Origin of the sequence: Brevibacillus sp. JB24b (genome assembly GCF_051713385.1) — a bacterium.
Taxonomy (GTDB): domain Bacteria; phylum Bacillota; class Bacilli; order Brevibacillales; family Brevibacillaceae; genus Brevibacillus_B; species Brevibacillus_B laterosporus.
Genome location: NZ_JBNVQV010000001.1, coordinates 2,335,937 through 2,357,678, shown reverse-complemented (window position 1 = coordinate 2,357,678; position 21,742 = coordinate 2,335,937). Strand labels below are relative to the sequence as shown.

The 21,742-nt window shown below is 37.2% G+C and carries 27 protein-coding genes; 7 read left to right on the top strand and 20 right to left on the bottom strand.

Annotated elements, in window-relative coordinates; translation table 11 throughout:
- Positions 1-138: 138 nt before the first annotated feature.
- From ACQV1I_RS11530 to ACQV1I_RS11510, 5 genes are all read right to left on the bottom strand, one after another.
- A complete protein-coding gene (locus tag ACQV1I_RS11530) occupies positions 139-1,335 on the bottom strand; it encodes a flagellin (protein ID WP_116334369.1) in 1,197 nt (398 codons plus the stop codon).
- 453 nt (positions 1,336-1,788) lie between these two features.
- Positions 1,789-2,922, bottom strand: coding sequence for a flagellin (locus ACQV1I_RS11525; protein WP_116334370.1), 1,134 nt, complete (start codon positions 2,920-2,922; stop codon positions 1,789-1,791).
- Positions 2,923-3,355: 433 nt separating this feature from the next.
- Positions 3,356-3,529, bottom strand: coding sequence for a hypothetical protein (locus ACQV1I_RS11520; protein WP_161555090.1), 174 nt, complete (start codon positions 3,527-3,529; stop codon positions 3,356-3,358).
- A gap of 348 nt (positions 3,530-3,877) precedes the next feature.
- On the bottom strand, positions 3,878-4,504 hold the full coding sequence (locus ACQV1I_RS11515; protein WP_018671067.1) for a fumarylacetoacetate hydrolase family protein: 627 nt from the start codon (positions 4,502-4,504) through the stop codon (positions 3,878-3,880).
- Between the two features lie 1,321 nt (positions 4,505-5,825).
- Positions 5,826-5,975: a DUF7667 family protein gene (locus ACQV1I_RS11510; RefSeq protein ID WP_438769223.1), complete on the bottom strand. Its 150-nt coding sequence runs from the start codon at positions 5,973-5,975 to the stop codon at positions 5,826-5,828.
- 29 nt (positions 5,976-6,004) lie between these two features.
- Between ACQV1I_RS11510 and ACQV1I_RS11505 the strand changes: the two genes are divergently transcribed.
- The gene (locus ACQV1I_RS11505) at positions 6,005-6,148 is read left to right on the top strand and encodes a helix-turn-helix domain-containing protein (protein ID WP_116334372.1); all 144 of its coding nucleotides are present in this window, start codon (positions 6,005-6,007) and stop codon (positions 6,146-6,148) included.
- 219 nt (positions 6,149-6,367) lie between these two features.
- Here ACQV1I_RS11505 and ACQV1I_RS11500 read toward each other — a convergent pair whose 3' ends face one another.
- On the bottom strand, positions 6,368-6,706 hold the full coding sequence (locus ACQV1I_RS11500; RefSeq protein WP_116334373.1) for a hypothetical protein: 339 nt from the start codon (positions 6,704-6,706) through the stop codon (positions 6,368-6,370).
- Positions 6,707-7,113: 407 nt separating this feature from the next.
- Between ACQV1I_RS11500 and ACQV1I_RS11495 the strand changes: the two genes are divergently transcribed.
- Positions 7,114-8,226, top strand: a complete 1,113-nt coding sequence (locus ACQV1I_RS11495) for a Ger(x)C family spore germination protein (protein ID WP_116334374.1) — start codon at positions 7,114-7,116, stop codon at positions 8,224-8,226.
- A 600-nt stretch (positions 8,227-8,826) separates the two neighbouring features.
- On the opposite strand, the gene ACQV1I_RS11490 is transcribed toward ACQV1I_RS11495, so the two are convergent.
- The 4 genes from ACQV1I_RS11490 to ACQV1I_RS11475 all read right to left on the bottom strand — a co-directional run bounded on the left by ACQV1I_RS11490 (position 8,827) and on the right by ACQV1I_RS11475 (position 10,947).
- Complete coding sequence (locus tag ACQV1I_RS11490; RefSeq protein WP_328588847.1) at positions 8,827-8,979, bottom strand: hypothetical protein; 153 nt, start codon at positions 8,977-8,979, stop codon at positions 8,827-8,829.
- An 81-nt stretch (positions 8,980-9,060) separates the two neighbouring features.
- Positions 9,061-9,297 carry a phage terminase small subunit-related protein gene (locus tag ACQV1I_RS11485; RefSeq protein ID WP_328588848.1) on the bottom strand — a complete coding sequence of 79 codons (237 nt, stop codon included), beginning with the start codon at positions 9,295-9,297 and terminating at the stop codon, positions 9,061-9,063.
- Between the two features lie 86 nt (positions 9,298-9,383).
- On the bottom strand, positions 9,384-9,824 hold the full coding sequence (locus ACQV1I_RS11480; protein WP_094701667.1) for a hypothetical protein: 441 nt from the start codon (positions 9,822-9,824) through the stop codon (positions 9,384-9,386).
- A gap of 94 nt (positions 9,825-9,918) precedes the next feature.
- Positions 9,919-10,947 (bottom strand): DUF3238 domain-containing protein, encoded by a 1,029-nt coding sequence (locus tag ACQV1I_RS11475; protein ID WP_116334375.1) that lies wholly within the window; start codon positions 10,945-10,947, stop codon positions 9,919-9,921.
- 300 nt (positions 10,948-11,247) lie between these two features.
- Between ACQV1I_RS11475 and ACQV1I_RS11470 the strand changes: the two genes are divergently transcribed.
- Positions 11,248-11,856 carry a hypothetical protein gene (locus tag ACQV1I_RS11470; protein WP_116334376.1) on the top strand — a complete coding sequence of 203 codons (609 nt, stop codon included), beginning with the start codon at positions 11,248-11,250 and terminating at the stop codon, positions 11,854-11,856.
- A gap of 120 nt (positions 11,857-11,976) precedes the next feature.
- Here ACQV1I_RS11470 and ACQV1I_RS11465 read toward each other — a convergent pair whose 3' ends face one another.
- The 4 genes from ACQV1I_RS11465 to ACQV1I_RS11450 form a co-directional block, all read right to left on the bottom strand.
- Positions 11,977-12,639, bottom strand: coding sequence for a hypothetical protein (locus ACQV1I_RS11465; protein ID WP_236645815.1), 663 nt, complete (start codon positions 12,637-12,639; stop codon positions 11,977-11,979).
- A 310-nt stretch (positions 12,640-12,949) separates the two neighbouring features.
- Complete coding sequence (locus ACQV1I_RS11460; RefSeq protein WP_116334377.1) at positions 12,950-13,351, bottom strand: hypothetical protein; 402 nt, start codon at positions 13,349-13,351, stop codon at positions 12,950-12,952.
- A 152-nt stretch (positions 13,352-13,503) separates the two neighbouring features.
- A complete protein-coding gene (locus tag ACQV1I_RS11455; RefSeq protein ID WP_116334378.1) occupies positions 13,504-14,001 on the bottom strand; it encodes a hypothetical protein in 498 nt (165 codons plus the stop codon).
- 146 nt (positions 14,002-14,147) lie between these two features.
- Entirely contained in the window at positions 14,148-14,312 is a 165-nt protein-coding gene (locus ACQV1I_RS11450) for a hypothetical protein (protein ID WP_201747416.1), read from the bottom strand.
- A 504-nt stretch (positions 14,313-14,816) separates the two neighbouring features.
- Between ACQV1I_RS11450 and ACQV1I_RS11445 the strand changes: the two genes are divergently transcribed.
- On the top strand, positions 14,817-15,413 hold the full coding sequence (locus tag ACQV1I_RS11445; protein ID WP_116334379.1) for a hypothetical protein: 597 nt from the start codon (positions 14,817-14,819) through the stop codon (positions 15,411-15,413).
- Positions 15,414-15,443: 30 nt separating this feature from the next.
- Here ACQV1I_RS11445 and ACQV1I_RS11440 read toward each other — a convergent pair whose 3' ends face one another.
- From ACQV1I_RS11440 to ACQV1I_RS11430, 3 genes are all read right to left on the bottom strand, one after another.
- A complete protein-coding gene (locus tag ACQV1I_RS11440; protein WP_236645816.1) occupies positions 15,444-16,169 on the bottom strand; it encodes a hypothetical protein in 726 nt (241 codons plus the stop codon).
- Positions 16,170-16,350: 181 nt separating this feature from the next.
- Positions 16,351-16,611 (bottom strand): sigma factor-like helix-turn-helix DNA-binding protein, encoded by a 261-nt coding sequence (locus tag ACQV1I_RS11435; RefSeq protein WP_236645817.1) that lies wholly within the window; start codon positions 16,609-16,611, stop codon positions 16,351-16,353.
- A 91-nt stretch (positions 16,612-16,702) separates the two neighbouring features.
- A complete protein-coding gene (locus ACQV1I_RS11430; RefSeq protein ID WP_236645818.1) occupies positions 16,703-16,867 on the bottom strand; it encodes a hypothetical protein in 165 nt (54 codons plus the stop codon).
- 262 nt (positions 16,868-17,129) lie between these two features.
- On the opposite strand from ACQV1I_RS11430, the gene ACQV1I_RS11425 reads away from it, so the two are divergent.
- The 3 genes from ACQV1I_RS11425 to ACQV1I_RS11415 all read left to right on the top strand — a co-directional run bounded on the left by ACQV1I_RS11425 (position 17,130) and on the right by ACQV1I_RS11415 (position 18,853).
- The gene (locus ACQV1I_RS11425; RefSeq protein ID WP_116334451.1) at positions 17,130-17,483 is read left to right on the top strand and encodes a YmaF family protein; all 354 of its coding nucleotides are present in this window, start codon (positions 17,130-17,132) and stop codon (positions 17,481-17,483) included.
- Positions 17,484-17,801: 318 nt separating this feature from the next.
- Positions 17,802-17,948, top strand: coding sequence for a hypothetical protein (locus tag ACQV1I_RS11420; protein WP_201747417.1), 147 nt, complete (start codon positions 17,802-17,804; stop codon positions 17,946-17,948).
- A gap of 470 nt (positions 17,949-18,418) precedes the next feature.
- On the top strand, positions 18,419-18,853 hold the full coding sequence (locus ACQV1I_RS11415; protein WP_116334380.1) for a DUF1259 domain-containing protein: 435 nt from the start codon (positions 18,419-18,421) through the stop codon (positions 18,851-18,853).
- A gap of 609 nt (positions 18,854-19,462) precedes the next feature.
- On the opposite strand, the gene ACQV1I_RS11410 is transcribed toward ACQV1I_RS11415, so the two are convergent.
- From ACQV1I_RS11410 to nfsA, 3 genes are all read right to left on the bottom strand, one after another.
- Positions 19,463-20,071, bottom strand: coding sequence for a pentapeptide repeat-containing protein (locus ACQV1I_RS11410; RefSeq protein WP_018671083.1), 609 nt, complete (start codon positions 20,069-20,071; stop codon positions 19,463-19,465).
- 209 nt (positions 20,072-20,280) lie between these two features.
- A complete protein-coding gene (locus ACQV1I_RS11405; RefSeq protein WP_018671084.1) occupies positions 20,281-20,811 on the bottom strand; it encodes an NAD(P)H-dependent oxidoreductase in 531 nt (176 codons plus the stop codon).
- Between the two features lie 60 nt (positions 20,812-20,871).
- Entirely contained in the window at positions 20,872-21,621 is a 750-nt protein-coding gene (gene nfsA, locus ACQV1I_RS11400) for an oxygen-insensitive NADPH nitroreductase (RefSeq protein ID WP_116334381.1), read from the bottom strand.
- Positions 21,622-21,742: the final 121 nt, after the last annotated feature.

Below are 21,742 nucleotides of genomic sequence, written 5' to 3'. Positions count from 1 at the left end.
ATTTTAGATAATCATCCTAAATGACTACTTTCAGTCGAATGTTATTATCAAAGGGAATGTAACTATAAAAAAAATTAATTTAGGGAGAAGAAACCTATAATATCTAGGTTTCTTCTCATTGAACTAATAGCTACTCAATTAACGAAGTAATTGAAGTACGCCTTGAGGTTGTTGGTTAGCTTGTGCAAGCATTGCTTGAGCTGCTTGAGTAAGAATGTTATTTTTTGTGAAATCCATCATTTCTTTCGCCATATCAACGTCGCGGATACGAGATTCTGCTGCTGTCAGGTTCTCAGCAGTTGCTCCCAAGTTGTTGATGGTGTGCTCTAGACGGTTTTGGTTTGCACCTAGTTTAGAGCGCTCTTCGGATACTTTGTTTAGAGCGTTGTTGATAGTTGTGATCGCTTTGTCTGCTGCTTTTTGAGTGGAAATGTTAACACCGGTAGTATCATCAGCAGTACCTTTTTTCAAAGCATCAGCAGCAGGAGCTGTTGGCAAAGCAGTAAGCTTTGCAGAAAGGTCTGAATCTTTACCTGTTCCATCCTTTTTAGCTGATGCAAATACTACTCCAGTTTCTTTCAAAGCGTTCAATACATCTTGTTTAGTAGCAGTAATTGCTCCTGGATTTGCTTTATCACCAGCAGCTTGTGCTAATGTAATAACAATTTTCTTGCTGGCTTCATCGTATGTAGCCGTTGTTTTATTAACTTCAGCCGCATCTTTGTCACCCAAAGCTTTATATTCAATAGAAATATCGTTTTCTGCAACTTTGCTGTTAAGGATAATGTCCGTACCAGTCAATTCTAAGTCTGCACCTTTGTTACCATTTACACCTAAGTCTTTGTTGCTCATGTTGTTAATGCTCAACTTGATATTTTGTCCTTGGTTAGCACCGATATGGAACGTTTTGTCTTCAAAAGATCCATCCAATACTTTTTGGTTGTTGAACTCTGTGTCCGTAGAAATACGTTTGATTTCTTTAGACAATTCATCAACCTCTGCTTGTAGCTTTTGACGGTCAACGCCTTCATTAGTGTCAGAAGAAGCTTGAACTGCTAGTTCACGCATACGTTGTAGAATGCTGTGTGTTTCAGTCAATGCACCCTCAGCTGTTTGGATCAAAGAAATACCATCTTGAGCATTTTTAGAAGCCATTTCTAGACCGCGGATTTGTCCACGCATTTTTTCGGAGATTGCTAGACCAGCTGCGTCATCACCTGCACGGTTGATGCGAAGACCAGAAGACAATTTCTCCAGGTTTTTACCAGATGCACCAGTGTTTACACCTAGTTGACGGTGTGTGTTTAATGCTGATACGTTGTGATTGATTCTCATGATTCTTACCTCCGTGTTTTTTACTTCTTGAACCATCCATTTGTTCAAGATTATGTTGTGTTGCTTCATTTTGAAATAATGTTGTTTCAAAATGGCAACTTCTTCAGTCAGCCCAAATGTTGCTAGTAGTAACTCTACCATTAGCATCCGTGGTTTAGGTGACTACTATTATTATCGGAAACTCCATATAAAAGTTTACAGTTTATAAAAAAGTTTTTTAAAACTTTATGTACAGTCAATTGTAGATATTGATTTGGTTGGTAGGAAGTAAATGTAAGCATTATTATGAAACCTCGGAGATCATTCTGAGACTTAAAAAATCTTGTACAGAATATCCTTACTTGTAAATTAATATCTCTTACTACATTTACCTATTTTAAAGCTATAAATTTCTTAATTAAAAGAAGAGACCTAGCGATTAGCCAGGTCTCTTCTTTGAGTTATCATTGTTAATTAACGAAGTAATTGAATTACGCCTTGAGGTTGTTGGTTAGCTTGTGCAAGCATTGCTTGAGCTGCTTGAGTAAGAATGTTATTTTTTGTGAAATCCATCATTTCTTTCGCCATATCTACGTCGCGGATACGAGATTCTGCTGCTGTCAAGTTCTCAGCAGTTGCTCCCAAGTTGTTGATGGTATGCTCTAGACGATTTTGGTTTGCACCTAGTTTAGAGCGCTCTTCCGATACTTTGTTCAGAGCATTGTTGATTGTTGTGATTGCTTTGTCTGCTGCTTTTTGAGTGGAGATGTTAACACCGGTAGTATTATCAACATCTGTAGCAGCAGCTTTGGCAATCGTCTTCTCTGCTAATACGGCTGCAGCATCTGTTCCATTTTTACCAGTAGCAATTTCTGCTTCAATTCCTGCACCTTTTAATGCTCCTAAGACATCGTCAAGTTTTGCATCTACTTTTGCACCATCTGCAGATGCTAAAGTCACAGTTACTTTTCCATCCTTATCTACTGTAGCAGATGTACTGGAGCCTGCTGCCCCTACTACGAATTCAACTTTGAAATCGTCGTCTGCACTTCTGTTAGTAAACGTGATATCACCTTCAGTTGTTTCTTTTGCAACACCATTTACCCCAAGCTTCTCGTTGCTCATATCATTGATGCTTATTTTAATATTTTGTCCTTGGTTAGAACCGATATGGAACGTTTTGTCATCAAAAGTTCCATCTAATACTTTTTGGTTGTTGAACTCTGTGTCTGTAGAAATACGTTTGATTTCTTTGGACAATTCATCAACCTCTGCTTGTAGCTTTTGACGGTCAACGCCTTCGTTTGTGTCAGAAGATGCCTGAACTGCTAGTTCACGCATACGTTGTAGAATGCTGTGTGTTTCAGTCAAAGCACCCTCAGCTGTTTGGATCAAAGAGATACCATCTTGAGCATTTTTAGAAGCCATTTCTAGACCGCGGATTTGTCCACGCATTTTTTCGGAGATTGCTAGACCAGCTGCGTCATCACCTGCACGGTTGATGCGAAGACCAGAAGACAATTTCTCCAAGTTTTTACCAGATGCGCCAGTGTTTACACCTAGTAGACGGTGTGTGTTTAATGCTGATACGTTGTGATTGATTCTCATGATTCTTTACCTCCGTGTTTTGGTTTTTTTGGTTTTTAGCCTTCCTCTGCTTAGGTTAATATAATAATCACTCTTCTCGAAGTAGCACATGTTCAGAGAACGTTTGAAAGTGTTTTCATCTTCTAATGAACTTCTTCCCCATGCTTACTTCTTTAAGATAGAATGTTATTACTGGTGAAAAAGTTTCGCTCTTTTTTGTAGCCAGCTAAGTTTATTATTCCTTTATTGTAGTTCAAAATTTACTTAACTATTATTACTATCGGAATTAGTAATAAAGTTTTTAACAGTTTATAAAAAAGTTTTCCTAAAAACTTATAATTTATTAAATTACAAGGGTGTAACTACTAAAAAATGTTATTTAACTACTACATAACGGTCTATCTAAACGTTTTTAACAAAATTTACTAACAGTTTCATTTCCTACTTCCACACCTCAATCCTCTCCATCCTCAGGAATCATTACCTGATCCAGCAATTTTTCTTCTTCTAATCGACTCCGTAAATCTGCTCGTGTCACCAAACAGAAATTAATCGTGTCCATATGCACCGCAATTATTGTAGCTTTTGGGGCAAATTTACAGCAGTTGTAAACATCCTGTTCGTTCATTGTGATGTGATCGCCGACTACAAATTTTGCTCCTCCCGCATTTACAATGCTTTCGTCTGGCTGATGCTCCTCTATAGCTTGTTGAATCTCATCACACCAGATTGTGTCACCTGTTACGTATATTGTTACAAATGTTGATTTGGTAATCCATTATGGTAGAATACTTCCCTACTTCTTTACCCATTCTCTCCACAAAAAATCCCGTTGCACGATTAAAAAGTGAACGGGATCTCATCATTTGCTATAAAGGATTTTTATTTAAAAGATACACAGCTGACTACACAAAGCAAATGTCTATATCTTTTTACATGCTGTTCGAGGTTCGTTATTATCTTCTTACCTTATCCATTAACTAAGTTTAATCACACAGCTTCCTAACACCTTATCCCCAAAAACCAGCTCCAAGTGGTCACCATTGGAAATCGCACCCACTCCTGCCGGTGTGCCTGTGAATAGGACATCTCCTTTTCCTAGACCAAAATGCTCCCCTGTAAAATCAACCAGAGCCTGAATGTCAAAGATCATATCTGTGATATTGCCACGTTGCACTTCCTGGCCATTTATCAACAGGCCGAAATCAACCTTTTCTAGCTCGGTAATACTACTAATTGGTTCGCTCGCAGTAAGGATAGCTGAGTTACGGAAGCCTTTTGCCAATAGCCAAGGAAGCTTTTTTTCTTTCAATTGGTCCTGTAAATCTCGCATGGTAAAATCAATACCTAGTGAAACGCGATCGATTAATTCGTCAGCTTTCATTCCCTTTTTATAAGCTTGATTTATATGTACGACAAGCTCCACTTCATAGTGAATAGCCCCCTGATCACTTGGCAATTGGATATCTTGACCATCTGCAATCACCTGAGCATGAGTTGGTTTCATAAAAAGAAATGGAGATGTTGGCACCTGATTACCTAGTTCTGCCGCATGTAAACGATAATTACGACCTACACAAAAGATGTTTTGCACTTGTTCCATGTCTTCTACCTCTTTTCTGCTAGTTAAGGAATGCGTCAGCAACGACTACTCATTGATTGACTTCCTTGCTTTATAGATGATGTCATTACTCTCTTATTGTAACACTGATCATAAAAATTTGGTCACACTTCTGAAATTTTCGGAAGCCACTACTGCACACTGGATTGAGATTGGGTAAGACAGTGGCGGTACTCCTAATCAACTTTTGCCCCGTATGACGGAAGCGTAGTTTATTTGGTTCTATCTGTTATAGTAGTGTAATTATTTGTGATTACATTTGAGTTTCTAAGTTTGCTTTTAGATTTATTGTGATGATTTGTAATGCTTATTGACTATTTTGTTAACAATTCGTCAACACCCCCCTTCCCCGAACAAGACCATTAGCGATACTTTTAACGCATGAGAACTTCCCTTCACGTGACAGATAGCGCATATTTTATAGGTTTTCCCATCAATCAAAAGGTTGTTTTCAAAATCAGATTCTGATTCAACGACACTGAGAAGTTCCATTCCATCGTAATCATTCGCCCAAAATTTTTAGCTGTCATAAAGTCGTAACTTCCACATCTCAATTCCTCCCCATTTACAAATTGTGTGTTATGTTCTATTGCTTGTAACAGCGATGCTTTCACATGTACGTTTCCGACATTAACCCATTTTTGTTTTCAGGATAAACAATTCTAAAGCTGCCCTCATACCATAACTATCATGGTTAGGAAGGGGGATGGATTTATGGATCCTATTGAATACCATCGGGGGAGAATGCACCATCATTTAAGGCATGCCGATCACTTTCGCTCTTTAAGTATGGCACATCGGCATCACCCAATGAGGCATCACGAGTTTGCCCACAGAGAACATTTCCATCGCATGAGAGCTCATCACCATAGAATGATGATGCATCACCATAGGAGGATGATGCATTCACATCAACATTAATTTCACCATAGGCTCCTTTATTGAGGGGCTTGCATGAATATCTGAAAATCTGTCCGTTCTCTCCTTTTTGTCCCAGCTCCTCGCGCTACAATGGCGTCAATGAGTGTGATATCATGCAAAAATTGTTTTATTATCTAGTGCCGTGTTGCCGATCTGCTGGTTTGATTAGAAAGTTCCGACGACACGGCATCCCTTTTGAAGTTGAAGCTATCCGAAACAGCGATAAATGTCCGATTTGCGCTCCCTGATCTACCAGTGAGGCAGTATCATGTCGTGTATATCATTTTAATTCTTCTATAATATACAGTTTGATTAGCCTGTTTGTTTTCAAAAGAAAAAATCGTTTCCTCATTTCTTAGGAGACGATTTTCTTCATTTTATATCAGCTCTGTATTTTTTCTAACTTTGCACATAGCTCATGTTGCCACTCTTTGTCATTTGTTAAACTAGCAACTAGAGATAGGTTTTTGAGTTTTGCAATCTCCCAAGCTCTTTTAGCGTTTGCACTTAGACAATGACTCATTTCTGCCATTTCAGGTAGATTACTTAGGTTAGGGATAATTGATAGAAGAGTTAGAAATTTCCAGCGTTGCGAATTCTACTTTAAGCAATATTGTAAATGGGACAATTCCTAAATTAGAGACAGCATCAGATATAGCTCAAGCCTTAGAGATGAAAGTTGAGGGTATATGGATATTTGAATAAGAATACTGTTCACAAGAGCACTGCACCATTAAGATTAAGGAGCTGGTGCAGATGTGGATCGCACACCAACGCATGGCAGGGCTTTGGGTTATAAATAAGACGAGAGAACTTACTGACTAGATATACCCTTGTACTCACACCTAGCTAATCGTAACAGTAATAGGAGATTACGACTTAAGAACAGATAGGAAACATTGTCACTACCCCAATTATTTAACATTAAGTCACCTTATATTTATGACCATCTTTCAAACTTAACTCTAATGCTTCCCTTAAATTCTCAACACTTGTTGCTTTTTCATTTACAAGCACTAAAGAAACGGTAGCTTTTCCTTGGCCTGGTTGCGGGTTTTTATACTGAATTTCAACTTTATATTGATGTTCATCCTTAAGATACTTAGAATCTAAATGGAAATTTGGAGATGTTTTAATGCTATCATCCGTTCTCTTAACCTCAGTAATATCCTGAATTTGGTTTATAATGTCATTTTTTATTTCCTTTCTTAGAGTAGCATTTGTGTTCCCCAAATTACCTTTACCATCATCAATAACCGCCACTATTAATCATCCTTTCAATTATTATTTCCATGGCTACGGTGTAAGGCTTAAACCTACCCTTGTCCTAATAACAAATATACCGTACACATTTACAAAATAATACCTTTTTTCAAAAAAATACATATTTATTTTCCCCGAGCGGATTCTCTCACGCCTCTATCCTCTTTTATCTCTTTCCACCAGCTAATTGTTCTCGTTTCCAAACTATAGCACCTCATCCGGAATGCTATTTATTTAACAAGGCAGACTCATGATCTTCATACTGCTTTTATCAACTTCCTGCATAGAAATGAGAATTCAGGTGAAAATTATAGTAAATATTAGCAAATACTTAGGTATGTGTTTCCAGTATTGCTGGGGTTTTATATCATCCTCTACCACTTTTTTAAGAGAAGGAAGCCTATTTAATGAGACAAATCATATATAAATTTTTCATGGGGATGTTGATTGTTGTTTTAACAGGCTGTACTGACAGGATTGAACTAGAAGATGCCACCTTGATTGTTACATTAGGGCTTGATTTAGATGAACATAATAATCTAATCGTATTTGAAAGAAGCCCTATCTTTAGTCGAGAGGTAAAAAAAAACACGGAACATCATGATGTGCAATCTTCTACTGTTGAACGTTCTTATACAAATTTGGATTCAGTCGTTGCTGGGTCAACACGTACTGGCAAAACACAACTCCTTTTAATTAGCAAACGTTTGTTGCAACGTAAAGAGATACTTCCCTATTTGGATGCTTTATACCGAGATCCTAAAAATTCAACAAACCTAAGAATAATCGCTATTGATGGCCCAGTTAGTGAAGTGGTTAATTTTGAGCTAAAGAATAAGCCACGTCTTTCCATTTATCTATCAAAACTTATTGATTCTTCTTCATTACGACATATTACATCCAAAGTTACTCTGCGAAAATTCCACTACATGATGGTTGAGCCAGGCATTACCCCCTTTATCTCAGAAGTAAAAAAAGAGAATGAAGAATTGAGAGTTTTAGGTATTACACTTTTAAACGATAAAGGATATTATCGTACATCCCTCAACCTACAAGAAACAGAGCTGTTAGATTTATTAAGAAACAACCAAAAAGCATCGTATTCTTTTACTATTCCAGTGAAGATGTTAGGGTCCAACAAAAAAAACATCTCAATATTAGTTAAACCCCAAAAGCGAAATATAACTACAAATTATCAACATGGGTTACCGCAGTTTGATATTGAAATAAAAGTAGTAGGGAATATAACGGAACGTACATTCCAGATGAATCTAGAGAAGAAGGGGAATAAAAGGAAGCTTGAAGCAATGATTGAGAATGAAATTAACAAACTAATGGCAGCACTAATTAAAAAGCTACAGCGACATCAAGTAGATCCAATTGGTCTTGGTCTTTACGTCAGAGCTTATCACTATAACAAATGGAAGGCGATGAATCAGCCTTGGCCAGAAATCTTTGCAAAATCCTCCATTCGTTTTCAATCACAAGTTGAAATTAAAAATATAGGTGTAATTAAATAGGTTAACTATTAATTGACATAGGTAAGAAACATCTTTTTGTTTCACCCCGTTATGTCCTTTACGTACCTTGGTGTCAGCCCAAAAGTCACTTCTTACATTTTTTAGATACCGTTATGTCTTCTACGTAACTTGAAGTTGGTTTGCAAAAGAAAAAGTCGTTTCCTAAATTTAAGGAGACGACTTTCTTTATTATAAATTACGTTTATTACTGTTGAAATCGATACATAAAGATAGAGAGAAGAAGAATGAAACGACTCTTTACCAGATTGATAGTTTTCTTTTTGATGGTATACACTTTGCAACCGCAATCGTCCCAAGCCACGGGACCACCTCCGCACAATAATCTCTTTCTCAGTGCCTCCGCCATTGCTTAGTAACTGAGCTTTTAACTGTATAGCTTTCAACTTTTTGTCTTGTACTCTGGTCAAGGCTTCTTCAAGGGAAAGGATATCCTCTATCGCCCGATACTCTGTCTCTTCAATCTCGGTTGTGAACTAACTCGTTACGTGAGAGAATAACTGTCTTGGATACACCCGACTTTTCATCATGTATTTGCACAGGTTCCTTGGTAGTAACTCTCTGCTGAGGGACACGACGCTGTTATTCCGTTAATCCTTCCTGTACATTACGAATGCGATGCATCATTTCACGCTCACGCCATGTAAACAGACGAATTTCCTCGTCCGATTGCTGTATTGGATCAAGGTTAATCCTATCAAGTATCTCCGCTTCTTCTGATGTAAGAGCATCCATCCAAAGAGTTTGATACTCTCCTGTTTTTACTGCATTGGTTTCCGAGATGGGGCGCCACCACCAGCATTACCCTGACCGTTCTTATTGCCCTTTGGTGCACCATGCCCCAAAACCATTCTGATTACCTTTGGGCGCTCCCTTTCTTTTGGTAACGTTACTATTGAGTTTTGACTCCCATTTATCTTGATTTTTCCACTTTCGTATTTGTGAATCACTTACTCCAAGTTGTTCCGCAATGTCTTTCAAAAGCATGTTTCCGCCACTTTCGAGATACATTGTTTCGGCTTTTTCTCTATTTGGACTTCTTGCTCTAGCCATTTACATTATCACCACCACCTATTGAGTTTGTTTTGTAAAAGAAAAAAACACCTTTGTAGGTGCTGATCTAATTAATACTCAGAACTTCAGTTTGTGTCCTTAGTCATTTTTTTAAAAATAATCATTGTGACAAGAGATATATGATAAAAAAGTAGCGATCCAACTATATATATAATATAAGCTTTATAGTTAAATATTTTTTGTAGAATATCCCCTCTAGTTAATCCGAAGAAAACCCAAGCTATAGAAATACCCGCTAAAGAATATAATCCTAAATTTAAAAAATAAAGCTTACTTTTAGTCGATATTTCCATTCTATTAGTAATAAAATCGATTAAGATAGTGCAGGGAATTCCAATAAACAAAAATATCGGGATGGAGTACATTAGATAGATTATCATTAGAGTTATAAAAGGAAAATAATAAATATTTGGCTGACGAGCTGTCATTGGTGTATATTCTGACACTGCAAGAACTAAGCAAAAAAGTATTGCGGTAACAACCCCAACAAAGATTCTGTGTAACATTGCCTTCCCCCTTTATTTTCTAGTTAATAGTTCACATACATTAATTTCACTAAGGTGAAAAAACCGGAAGCTTAAGGGCCCCCAGTCTTCCAGTTTAATTAGAGATATTAAAATAATGTTTTGGAGTCAGTTCGAATAAATAAAAGAAATCATAAAGATCGTGTTGAAATAATTCTTCGTATGGACCATCATCAAAAGATATGTAGAACTCATGACTTGGTGCCCCATCATGCCAACCCTTAATTTTATAATCACCGTCTTCTCTATAAAGACTTGCAGTAAAAGCGTAATCAATTCCTGGCGGAGTAAATTTTAAAGATCCTTCTAAATATGGAATTCCAACTGAATGTTCGATATCAAATTTAATATTATCCATATTTACAACTCTTTCATCTAAGCTAATTCCACTACTACCTGCCTTTTTGGTATTTAGTAATTTTTTATTAGAGTCATAAAAAGTTGAGCTATTCACTTTTTTTGATAGAGTTGTATCTTCATCTGAAAAATCCGATTCAATATTTACTTGGGTTCTAAAACGAGAATGGGCAACTGCAAAATTTCTATTATCTCCACCAAAATATTCAACGTCTCTCTCCCATTTGTCTCCAGTTAATCTTAACCAATTCGGTACTGGATTTTCCACATATTTGTCACCTATAAAAGTTGTATATCTTAACTTTACGTTATCTACATCATTATTTGAAGAAATACCTAACGGAGATACTTTTTCTTTCTCTACAATTTTAATAATTGAAACATAATTATAGAGGAGTTCTTCGCCTTTTGAAACCATTTCGGAATCATTAGCTTCTCCACTTTTCAAAAGATGCTGTATTTTCTCTTTTCTCTTTTCCTTTTCTTCTTTATCTAGTGGAATTTTACCAAGAAACTCATAGATAACCTTCTCTTCTCCTCCGTCCAATTCATCACTATATTCACTTGTCTGGACAGTATCAATTATTTTTCCGTTTTTCTTAATTTGATACTCCTCTACCTGTCCGTTATCATCCCAGTCAAATTTTATATTTTTTCCATCGGAAATCGTTGAAACAACAGTATCATTTATTTCGTTATCATTGGAAGATAGCGAAATTAGACCTGCATTTTTTATTTCTGATTCCAAAGTCTCAGTATTTAATTTTGTGCTTATAATCTCAGAATTGTCAGAATTAAAAGCTGCTAACTTATACTTATAGCTTTTTCCTGATTTTAAATTATTATGTATAAAGGAGTTTTCTAAGCCACTGTATAACTCAGTGTCCCCCTGATAAACCTTATATTGAGCTGTATTGGGTATATCTCCCCATTTAAGGATAATTTGATCTTGATGAGGCTCAATAGTAATACCTAAGGATATTTACCCTTTATCATGTTATACTTGTAAAAATTGGTATATTTGGTATATATGGAGGGTGAACCACAGATGAAAGTAAGATCAGTTGGGTTATTTACGCTTATTCTTTTAGGTCTTCTTAATTACTTTGTAGCTTCTCCATCTATAGAAGAACCTACCGTTGGAACAGGTGCACCTCCTGAATATTTATCCATACAAGATTTAGATAATATTACGTTTGAAGACTATAACAGCACAACAAAGACCATGAAAATACCAATCAAATCTATACCAGAATTTAATGAGATTTACTCAGAATTAGAAGATGATAAACAAAAAAAAGCTGAACTGGGTGTTGCTACCCGTGGGATGATCCTCTCAGAAAATAAGGATGCAACCTATTTACTCCTAAAATATCAATGTGGAGTTAAGCTTTGTGACTCTCTTTTACTAAAAAAAGAGAATGAAAAAATCACAACACTACCCATAAATGAAAAATTCCTTTTTGCAGATTATCAATTTTCATCAGATAAAAAATCTTTAGCTCTTTCCTATATTACTATTCATTATGTAGACTTCCATAATAGTGACAAGGTATATAAAACATACACTGTCTATATAGTTGATCTGCCCACTTTCAAAATTAAGAAAACCTTAGAGATGAAGCAGGAACCAGATTTTACTAAACTTTTAAAATAAAAAATGGGGGATTATTCCCCCATTCTCACTTTTAAAATGAACTACTGTAATTTAATGACCCATACCCAAAATCACTGATATCATAACGTTTATCTCCATAATATCCGTAGCCTTGTTTGATTAGAGATCGTCTTTTAAATTGGTGAGATGCATCTCTAAAATAATACTCAAGCGATCTTCATCTGGCATAGACCTATTATCATGCGCTTTACGATACTTGTCTTCTTTTTCTCGAATTTCATGCAAAATTCGTTGCATATTATTAAAACTCCATCTTTGAACCACGTGATCAAAAACAAAAGCAAGACCTTGTGTTGAAATAATACCAAATGAATCACAAAAACCTTCAGCTCGATTAACAAAATCCATCGCCACATCTTCCTGGCACTTTTGATTATTTCTACTTCTTCCCATCTCCATGAATGGCTTCTCCCATTCCTTTATAACTACTCCACGATTGGAAATACTCGCTCCCCATTGAACTTGTTGTCTAAAGTCGTACTCAAAAACTACTTTTTTAAGGATATCTCCTTTTTCTTTTCCGAAAATAGAGTAGAATTCTTTTTCATGGTTTGAAATATATTGTTTTAAAACTGGTTGGAGAGTTCTCTGTCCGAAGTTAAATTGAATGATTCCAAAAGAGATACCCTGACCATCAAAGTTACCAGCCAAGTTTGAGTAGCCATAATGACCCTCAAAAAACCCTGAATGTTGCAGTAAGTCACGTACTAAATAACTTGGAATTGACATTACTTCACGCCCTTTATCATATTTTGGTAGCAAAAAAGCCCACCATACAAGGAGTGAGTTAGTCATGACCTCACCGAGAAACTTCCCTGTGTGCTGAGCATAAAAAGGTTATCCGATTTATCGAGCAACCTATTTATATTTAATTTAGTAGATTAATTTTCAAGTATGTATCCCACTTATTTCGGCAGGGGACTCCGCCGTGATCCACTCCTTTAGCCATTACGGTCACGGCCAGGAGGAGTATAAAATTGTTGCACGTAATGCCCCATACAACAATCAGGAGTGGCGTATACAAAAAGCCACCTGTAAATATACGGATGGCTCGGTCTACTAATCTATCTATTTATCTCACACTATCGCCGATCTTTGTTCCTTTCCAAGTATAATGTTCTTCTGAGTTCGGAAAACGATACAATCTTACCTCAACCTTAACCTTTTTCTCATGCTCATCAAAATAAAAATCTGCTTCAGCTTTTGGATTCACATGACTACCTTTAAAGTACCAAATGCCATGCCGTAAATACGCTAATAAAGGCCCGGCTTGTAACCACTCTCCGGAGATGATAATTGTCGGGGATTCTTTTTTAGGATTTTGATGCCTAAACCACGCAAAACCATTAACTCTATACTGATGCGGTTGTACATTTGTGTATATATGAGTTTCGAATTTTAGAATGTCTCCCCCTCCTGTTTTGTAGAATCCATCAATGTTCAATTGATTTGGATTGGATGCAAATCGATACATATCTACTCTCCTTCATAACAGGCGTGAATAAATTTATCCATTCCAAAATATGCGAAATGAAAAGAGTAGGAGTTTGTCTATTTGCTGAAAGTGTCGCCTATTTAAAACAAAAAGCTACCCGGTTATCGAGTAGCTCTGTTCGTTTATTTAGTTTAATTTATATACTCTGTATATACATTGTAATCATGTTTAAAATCCGAGTCTCTTGCCCCAGCGCTGACACATATATAGTATGTTTCCCCTTCTTTAACATCAAATTGTAAAACCTCTCCTGGATCTTCTGTTGTTACTCCAGGTAACCTACTTGGGCCGCGTTTCCCTTCATCATACACTCGTACTCGAAAAATATTCTCATCCCCTTTGCTATAAGCAAAGACTAAACTAACTTTACCCGAGCGCGTAGGGGTAAATGTATACCAGTCATCTCTATCTCTAACCTTACCCATAGGCAATTCCCCATTTATTTGCCCACCTATCATATATGGATTGGCTTGTTCCGGGTCATCATTTGGTTCACGATCATAGAATATCGCTGCCAACGTATTTACTGCTGTTGCTTCTGTTGCTCCAATTTTTTCTGTAGCAAATGCGGATGAGAAAATACTTGTAACTAGAGCTAATGTTAAAAGACTAAAAATTACTTTTTTCAATTAAAGCACCTCCAAGTATTTTATATGTAAACATACCAAATATATTCTTCTTTACAATATTTTTCAATACATTGATATTTTTTAATATATTTTAATTTTTTATATCTTTCATGCATCAATCTACAACATTTGATGGATATAGGTAGCTACTGTGTTTGATTAAGGCGTTGCTCTAGCTTTAATTTAAGGCCGTAATGACCTGAATCATCCTCACAGGTTGCAAATTCGTAGTTTTGATAGTCAAGAGCGCTAATGATTAATTCGATTTCTTTATCACTTAAAGAAACACTTTTCAATTCAGCACCTCCCATCGTTTTACCCTTCTATATATAGGTGGCTTTTGCATGACAAAAAAAGCCACTCATCAAGAGTGACTTTTTCCTTATATGACATACTTAAAACAAAAGTAAATACCGCCAAAGATGCTTATTCTTATAGCGATCCTGCCAATGTTATCAGGAAACCGCGAGGTTAGGATAGATACTATAAAAACTGGTATAACCACGCATAATATCACTTTAACAAACATCCCGAATACAGGCCACACGTTTACGCTAAAATCCAAATCTTCCACAACCTTTCGTCCCTGTTAAAGTACAAAAGGCTAAAATATTTGTCAAGTATGAATAGAAAAATCCACCCGATTTATAAGGTAGCCGTTTTACTTCTCTACTTATAGGTGGCTTTTGCATGACAAAAAGCCTATCCGGCAACAAATAGGCTCGATTTCAAAGTATATTTCACATACATAAGGATATTTCCCCTTTACCATGCTATACTTGAAAAAATTGGTATAAACGAAGGGTGGATCATAGATGAAAGTAAGATCAGTTGGGTTATTTTCGCTTATTCTTTTAGGTCTTCTTAATTACTTTACAGCTTCTCCATCTATAGAAGAACCTACCGTTGGAACAGGTGCACCTCCTGAATATTTATCCATACAAGATTTAGATAATATTAAGTTTGAAGACTATAACAGCAAAACAAAGACCGTAAAAATACCAATCAAATCTATACCAGAATTTAATAAGATTTACTCAGCGTTAGATAATGATGAACAAAAAAAATTAGAATTAAGTGCTACCTCTGGAGTTATTTTGTCAGAAGATAATAATCAGGCATTTTTACTATTAAATTACTCTTGCGGTACTAAACTTTGTAAAACTCTTTTAATCAAAAAAGATAAAAATGAAATTACTACACTTCCTCTACACAAGGAATCTGAGATATATGTAAAACATCAATTCTCACCTAACAAAAAAACATTAGGCTTACTATTCATTTCTGATATTCTTGATGACAATAGCTACGAGTACACAGTCTATGTTATAGATTTACCCTCGTTCAAAAAAACTAAGACTATCTCTCCCTTAAAACAAAGTCCTGACATGAGTAAGCTTTTACAAAACTAATACGGAAGGAGGCTAATTAGCCCCCTTCCTTTAAAAATATGAATAATACGATAAAATCCCATAACCAAAATCAGTAATATCGTAGTACTTACCTAGATAATTTCCTACACCCTCTTTAATTGTGGCACGGCGCAAGCGCTGATGAGCTCGTTCAGGAATATAATCTAATATGATACTCAACCTGTCCTCGTCTGGTAGCTCACGCCCTTCAGCCTTTCGATATTTATCCTCACTCTCACGAATTTTGTATTGAATCTCTCTTACATCTGGAAAATCCCACGTTTGTACAATGTGATCAAAAATAAAAGCTAATCCTTGAGTAGTTTTAATACCAAATTTCTCACAAAACAACTCAGCGCGGTTAACATAAGGTTGTGCAGCTTCTTGTTGATACCCTTGGTTTTTTCTACTCTGTCCCATTTCTTGAAATGGCTTTTTCCACTCTTCTAAAATTTCTCCACGTGGAGAAATACTCTCAGCCCAACGTACTTGATTTGGAGCAGAATATTTAAAAATTACATCGCTAAGGATGTCTCCTTTTTCTTTCCCAAAAATACTATAAAGCTCTTTATTCTCAAATTTAATGTATTTTTCCAATATGGGTTGAAGAGTTTTCTTTCCAAAATTAAATTGAAGGATTCCGAAAGATAAGCCCATTCCATCTGCTCTACCAGCAATATTTGAATATCCATCGTGCCCTTCAAAAAATCCCGTATTATTTAATAGATGACGTTGCAAAGTACTTTCAATTCCCATACACTACACATCCTCTTCTTTGTATTGGGTAGCAAAAAAGCCCACCATACAGGGAGTGAGTTAGTTATGAACTCACCAAAATTATTTCCCTATGTGCTGGAGATAAACAAACTACCCGATTTATCGAGTAGCTTGTTTTGCCCCTTCTACTTCTAGGTGGCTTTTGCATGACAAAAAAAGCCTATCCAACAAGGAATAGGCTTGAAACTACACGATTTGCAATTTTATTTTGTGCGCGCGTTACCAGTGTTTGTACACTACTTCTCGAAATACACAAAAATCTAGCCGTTTCCTCAAGTGAAAATCCTTCACCGTGAGTTAGGATATAACACTCTTTTTCTCTTGGTGACAGGCAACATAACGCGTCCTCTAGCTGTTCTTTTTCCCACTCTGTAAGATTGCAGGGACTGCCTGCTGTTCCTCTGAAAACAAAAGCCTGCATTCTAATAGGATCTACTAATTATTCTCGTTGATAGGCTGCTCTTCTTTCGATACCTCGTTTAATCTCTGGTCTACGTCCTGTTTCCAGCCATTCAATTACCATACTCTACATCGCTAATCATTTCAGAGAGGTAATTTCTTTCTGATTCTGTCACGTCATCAAGAACTGTCTCTGTTGCTCTTAGATCAGCGTATGCTTTTTTCAAACTCTTTCTTGTCTCTTTATACTCTTTTAAAAGTTCTTGCATTGTGTTCATCAATCATTCCCCCTCACCATCTGCTCATGGTATACTTTAGTTGTCTAGACTAAATCCATGGCTCCCTGACGAGGGGGCTTTTTTGTTTATATGTCTATCATTTTTATAATCGCTCTTATTCTGTAGTGCCTTTTTTCATATATCCGTTCCCAGAATGATAAAAATAGGGCAAGTATCTAACACTTGTCCATGCCTGTATTAATAAAATGGCAGTATCTCTTGACAGAAAGCAGGGATAATTGTGGATAAAAGAAAAGGAAAAATCAAAAAAGCAGAGAGTACGAAAAAAAAGAAAAGTAGAACAACGACAGTACAAACACATGTACATGAGTTCTTAGGTAGTACACAACTTGCAGAAGAAGGTGATGATAGACATAACCACCGTTTTGCAGGAGTAACTAGCGAAGTCATACCTTTTGGTGACAGCCACGTACATGCAATACTTTCAAATACCGACTTCTTAAATCATCATCATGAAGTCGGTATAGTAACTGGTCCTGCTATACCTGTCGGAAACGGAAAACATATACATTTTGTTAAAGGGTCTACTACCTTAGATGATGGGCATGTACATCAATTTGAGTTTGCTACTTTAATTCAAAAACCCCTCGTATAAAAGATATACGAAATCTCGTTTGATTTTTAATGCTCCCGCACACGGAAGCATTGTATAGATGCCTCCTAACGGGGGCTTCTTTCATGCCATTCCCCCCACATACGACGTAATATCCACACCTTTTTGTTGTAACCAGGAAAACCACAATGGTCGGTAAACGGTTTATTTCTCCATGATGAAACATAAGGCCTTGATTAAAGGAAATTGTAAGATTAGCCAATAATCGCATAAACAGACGTATTACCATGAGGGTTCGTCCAATCATTTTCAGCTATTTTCGATTATATATACAGTATGAAATAAAGAGGGGGTGGAGTAATGTCTTGTAGCTGTCGTCGCTGTCGTCGCCGTCGCCGTCGTGATCGTGATCGCGATCGCGATTGTGGTTGCTTCCGTAGACGCCGTCGTGACCGTGACCGTGATCGCGATTGCGGTTGCTTCCGTAGACGCCGTCGTTGTTGCTAGGATTAACCCGATACCGTCCGAATTTAGCTTTTGGACGGTATCATTTTTTCCTCTCTTTCGCGTCAATCTCTCTACTCATCGGCTTCCTCCTTTAACGCATTGGAGTAATTTTCTCTTAACTTGTTCAGTATGATCAGGGCAAACCTCACAATTAGCCCAAAGGCTAACAGCACATTCTTTGTACATTCTTTGCACATTTTTTTATCACACGTTATCGTCAATTCTTAAAAATCCACACTCGTTACAATCCCTGTACCTGTTGCATAATCGCAAAGGCTTGTATGCTCACGTTTATTGCAAACTTCACAAATAGCAGTCATGTTCTTCCGACTTTCTCCCCTATACTTCTGAAATATTGTGTTACATAAATCTTCTCAAGAATTAGGTTTTTCTCTCACACGTAATGCCTATAGGTTTAATCCTCGACTCCCATATCTTGATAGTGATCATAAGGAAAGGAGGTATGTAATATGAAAATTAGCCCTCTTTGTCGTAGATTTGCTGAAATTCTTAAAGCCGAGCCCACAGTCATCAATGGTGTTTGTACTGCCCAGACCCTCCGTACCAACATAAAACCTACAATTTTAGGCAGAAGGTCGAAATCTGCCTTAACGATCCCACAATTTCATTCTTTTGAGAACATTAAGAAGAATGATAGGGCCCTGTGTCTTGGTGAGACAGTCATTCTCACTGAGGAGATCAATCCGTATATTTCAAGACTTCGAGAACATGGCATAAAGGTGACTGCCCTTCATAACCACTGGCTATTTACCAACCCTAATCTAGGGTATATCCACTATGAAAAGATTGAGAAACCTTTGGTCTTCGCTAAAAGTGTACGTGATGCCCTGAAAGTGTTAACGAAAAGAAGTGTACGCCCGTGTAAATGTAGAACAAAAAGATAAGAAAAGCGATGACGGTCGGTCGAAACCCGGCCGTCTTCCTTTTAGACAAGCGTAAAGTAGTAATTTGTAACACAATTTCTCTTTTGTTAAATGTTGATCCCCTTCGCTTTAGAAACACCTTGCAGACCACAATCGGACCTGTAGCAGCATTATCACGGTATTCCTTAAGTGTTCTGGCGCAAAAAGCAGTTGCTCCATAAAATCCTAATGGGCTGGGGCCTACTTTTATAAATATCTCCTGTTTCAATGCTTCTTCCACCAACAAGCCCATACCGTTCCATGGAGTAATGTTCTACTGGATCTGCAGTTTTGTTATCAACGGGAACGTACCTACATCGTGTATTACTTAGATTTCTGCTTAATCAGGGTGTACGCTGATTAAGCTACTTTGCGTATCCAATCCGTATTCATTTCAATCTCCGCATCCGTCCAGATCAATTTCCGGTGTCTTTAATCCTTTTATGTTATAGTTTAATGAATTTGGTCAACAATCCGTCAACACCCCATCATTCCTATACCTGTTACACTCAAATCTAAATCACTGTTATACAGCTAAAATCATTGTTATATCAACGTTTTAAGATACCTGTTCCTTTTTTAGTAAGCAAATCAACACTCTACACATGCCCCGTATGAGCGAGTAAACGCTACCGCCTGCACAAAATCGAGGCGAACACCTTGAACATTAAACGATTTCCAATCAATTCCTTCCAGCTTGGCCCCACGTAAATCTGCCCCTTTTAAAGTAGTGTTACCAAAGCTTGCGTAAGATAAATCAGCGTTTGTTAGGTCTGCCTTCTCCAGACGGGCGAATGCCAAATCTGCCTCTACTAATTTGATATCTTGTAGCTTTTGTTTGGACCAATTCGCATACCGTAGATTTGTATAAGACCAATCGCCACCTTGAATAGTAATACCATCCCACACCACGTTGGCAAAATCAGAACCTACCATTTTGCATTCTTCAAACCTACTTGAAAATAAATTTGCCCCAAAGAAACGGCAATTGGTAAAAGCAGAACGCACATGTATAGAGGCATTAAAGCTGGCACCAGAAAAATCACAGTCAATAAACTGGCACCCCGTAGTCATCACCTCATGTAACTGTGTACCAATAAATAAGCATTTGGTAAAAACAGAATTACGGATTTCTGTTTCACGTAAATCCAGATGATTATAGTTAATTTCTTCATAATTTCCATTCTCAAAAGACGGCATATCACATTCACTTCCTACCTATTCGGCTATTTCCATAGTGTATCAAAAGGGAAAGACTTACTCAACGAACGAGCCAACTATTATAAAAAAAAAGAAACGGATTGATAGTAGCTTGCTCCCGTATTCGAGCTACTTTATACCGTTATAAATAAGAAGCATGAAAAAGATCCAAGATACCTAAATATAGGACGTCTTGGATCTCACAAGCTTTACACCTGATGTTCTGCTACAATATATTTCACATACTCTTCTGCACTCTTTTGTACAGCATGCTCATCCGCTTGATATACCCCATGGAAAAGATAAGCAGGCAAAAATGTCGTACCAATTAAATTACTTGTTGCTTGGAAAGGCTTCAATAATTCGCTCATGGAGTACTGATTCAGGCCACCAGCACGATATTTTTCCTCCACACTTCCTGTTGTTATCGCAAGGATTAATTCTTTATTGTGTAATTTGTTTCCATTTGTACCGTACGCCCATCCATGGGTCAGAACTACATCTTGCCACTTTTTAAGTAACGAAGGCGAGCTATACCAGTAGAACGGAAACTGCAAAACAATTCGGTCGTGCTGCTCACATAATTTTTGTTCTGCTTCCACATGAATTTGTTCGTCAGGATATTCTTTATAAAGCTCATGTACCGTAATCGCTACATGTTTCTTTGCTTCCTCTATCCATGCGCGATTAACAACTGACTCCTCGATAGTAGGATGAGCAGCGATAACTAACACCTTCATAAGAGATTACCTCCAAATTACCGTAGTAATGCTTACCTAGTTACGTGCTTTCCTAACAACCTACTTTTTGTTCAGTCCTTGCTTCTCTACAAATTCCTTCATATACATACGAGCAGGTTTGGACAGCATATTGGCCATCTGCGCTGTCCATGTATCTGAGCGTTCGCCTTGTGTACGTTCTTGATAGTAGCTAGAGATCGTCTCGTTATACTCCTGCAATTGCTGTTGGTAGCTGTGTGCATCCTGATTATATTTCTCCTGATGGTACACATGTGCAAGTGGCAAACGTGGCTTCTGACTCGATTCGTGTAACGGATAGCCTACTGTCATTGCAAAGAGTGGCATGACGTGAGTAGGGATGTGTAAAAGCTCTGTGACAGCCTGCAATTGATTGCGCAAACCACCAATATAGCAAATGCCAAGCCCCATAGATTCTGCTGCAAGGGCCGCATTCTGTGCTGCAAGTGTCGCATCGATCACTGCTACCATAAATTTTTCTGTGCTTTCAATGGCTGGAGTAAGCTCTTTTCCTTCCATATCTGCAATCACTTGATGACGGTGTAAATCAGCACAAAAAACAAACAGGTGACCATTGGTTTCTACATACGGTTGATTACCACAAAGCTCAGCCAACTGACGTTTTGTCTCTTTATCTGTAATTCCGATGATTGAATAAGCTTGTATGTAACTGGAGGTTGAGGCCGCTTGTGCACATTTGACAATCGTAGTAATTTGTTCTTCTGATAACGGACGGTCCTCATACTGTCGAATAGAACGATGGTTTAGCATGGTTTCAATGATGTTATTCATAGATATCTCCTCCCATTTCCTGCTACTGGAAAACAAGGAACCAAGTAAATCTGTTCCCCCCTCTATTAAATATCCAAATGAGAGAAGAAGCAAACGCTTTGGGAAAAGAAAGTGTAACAAG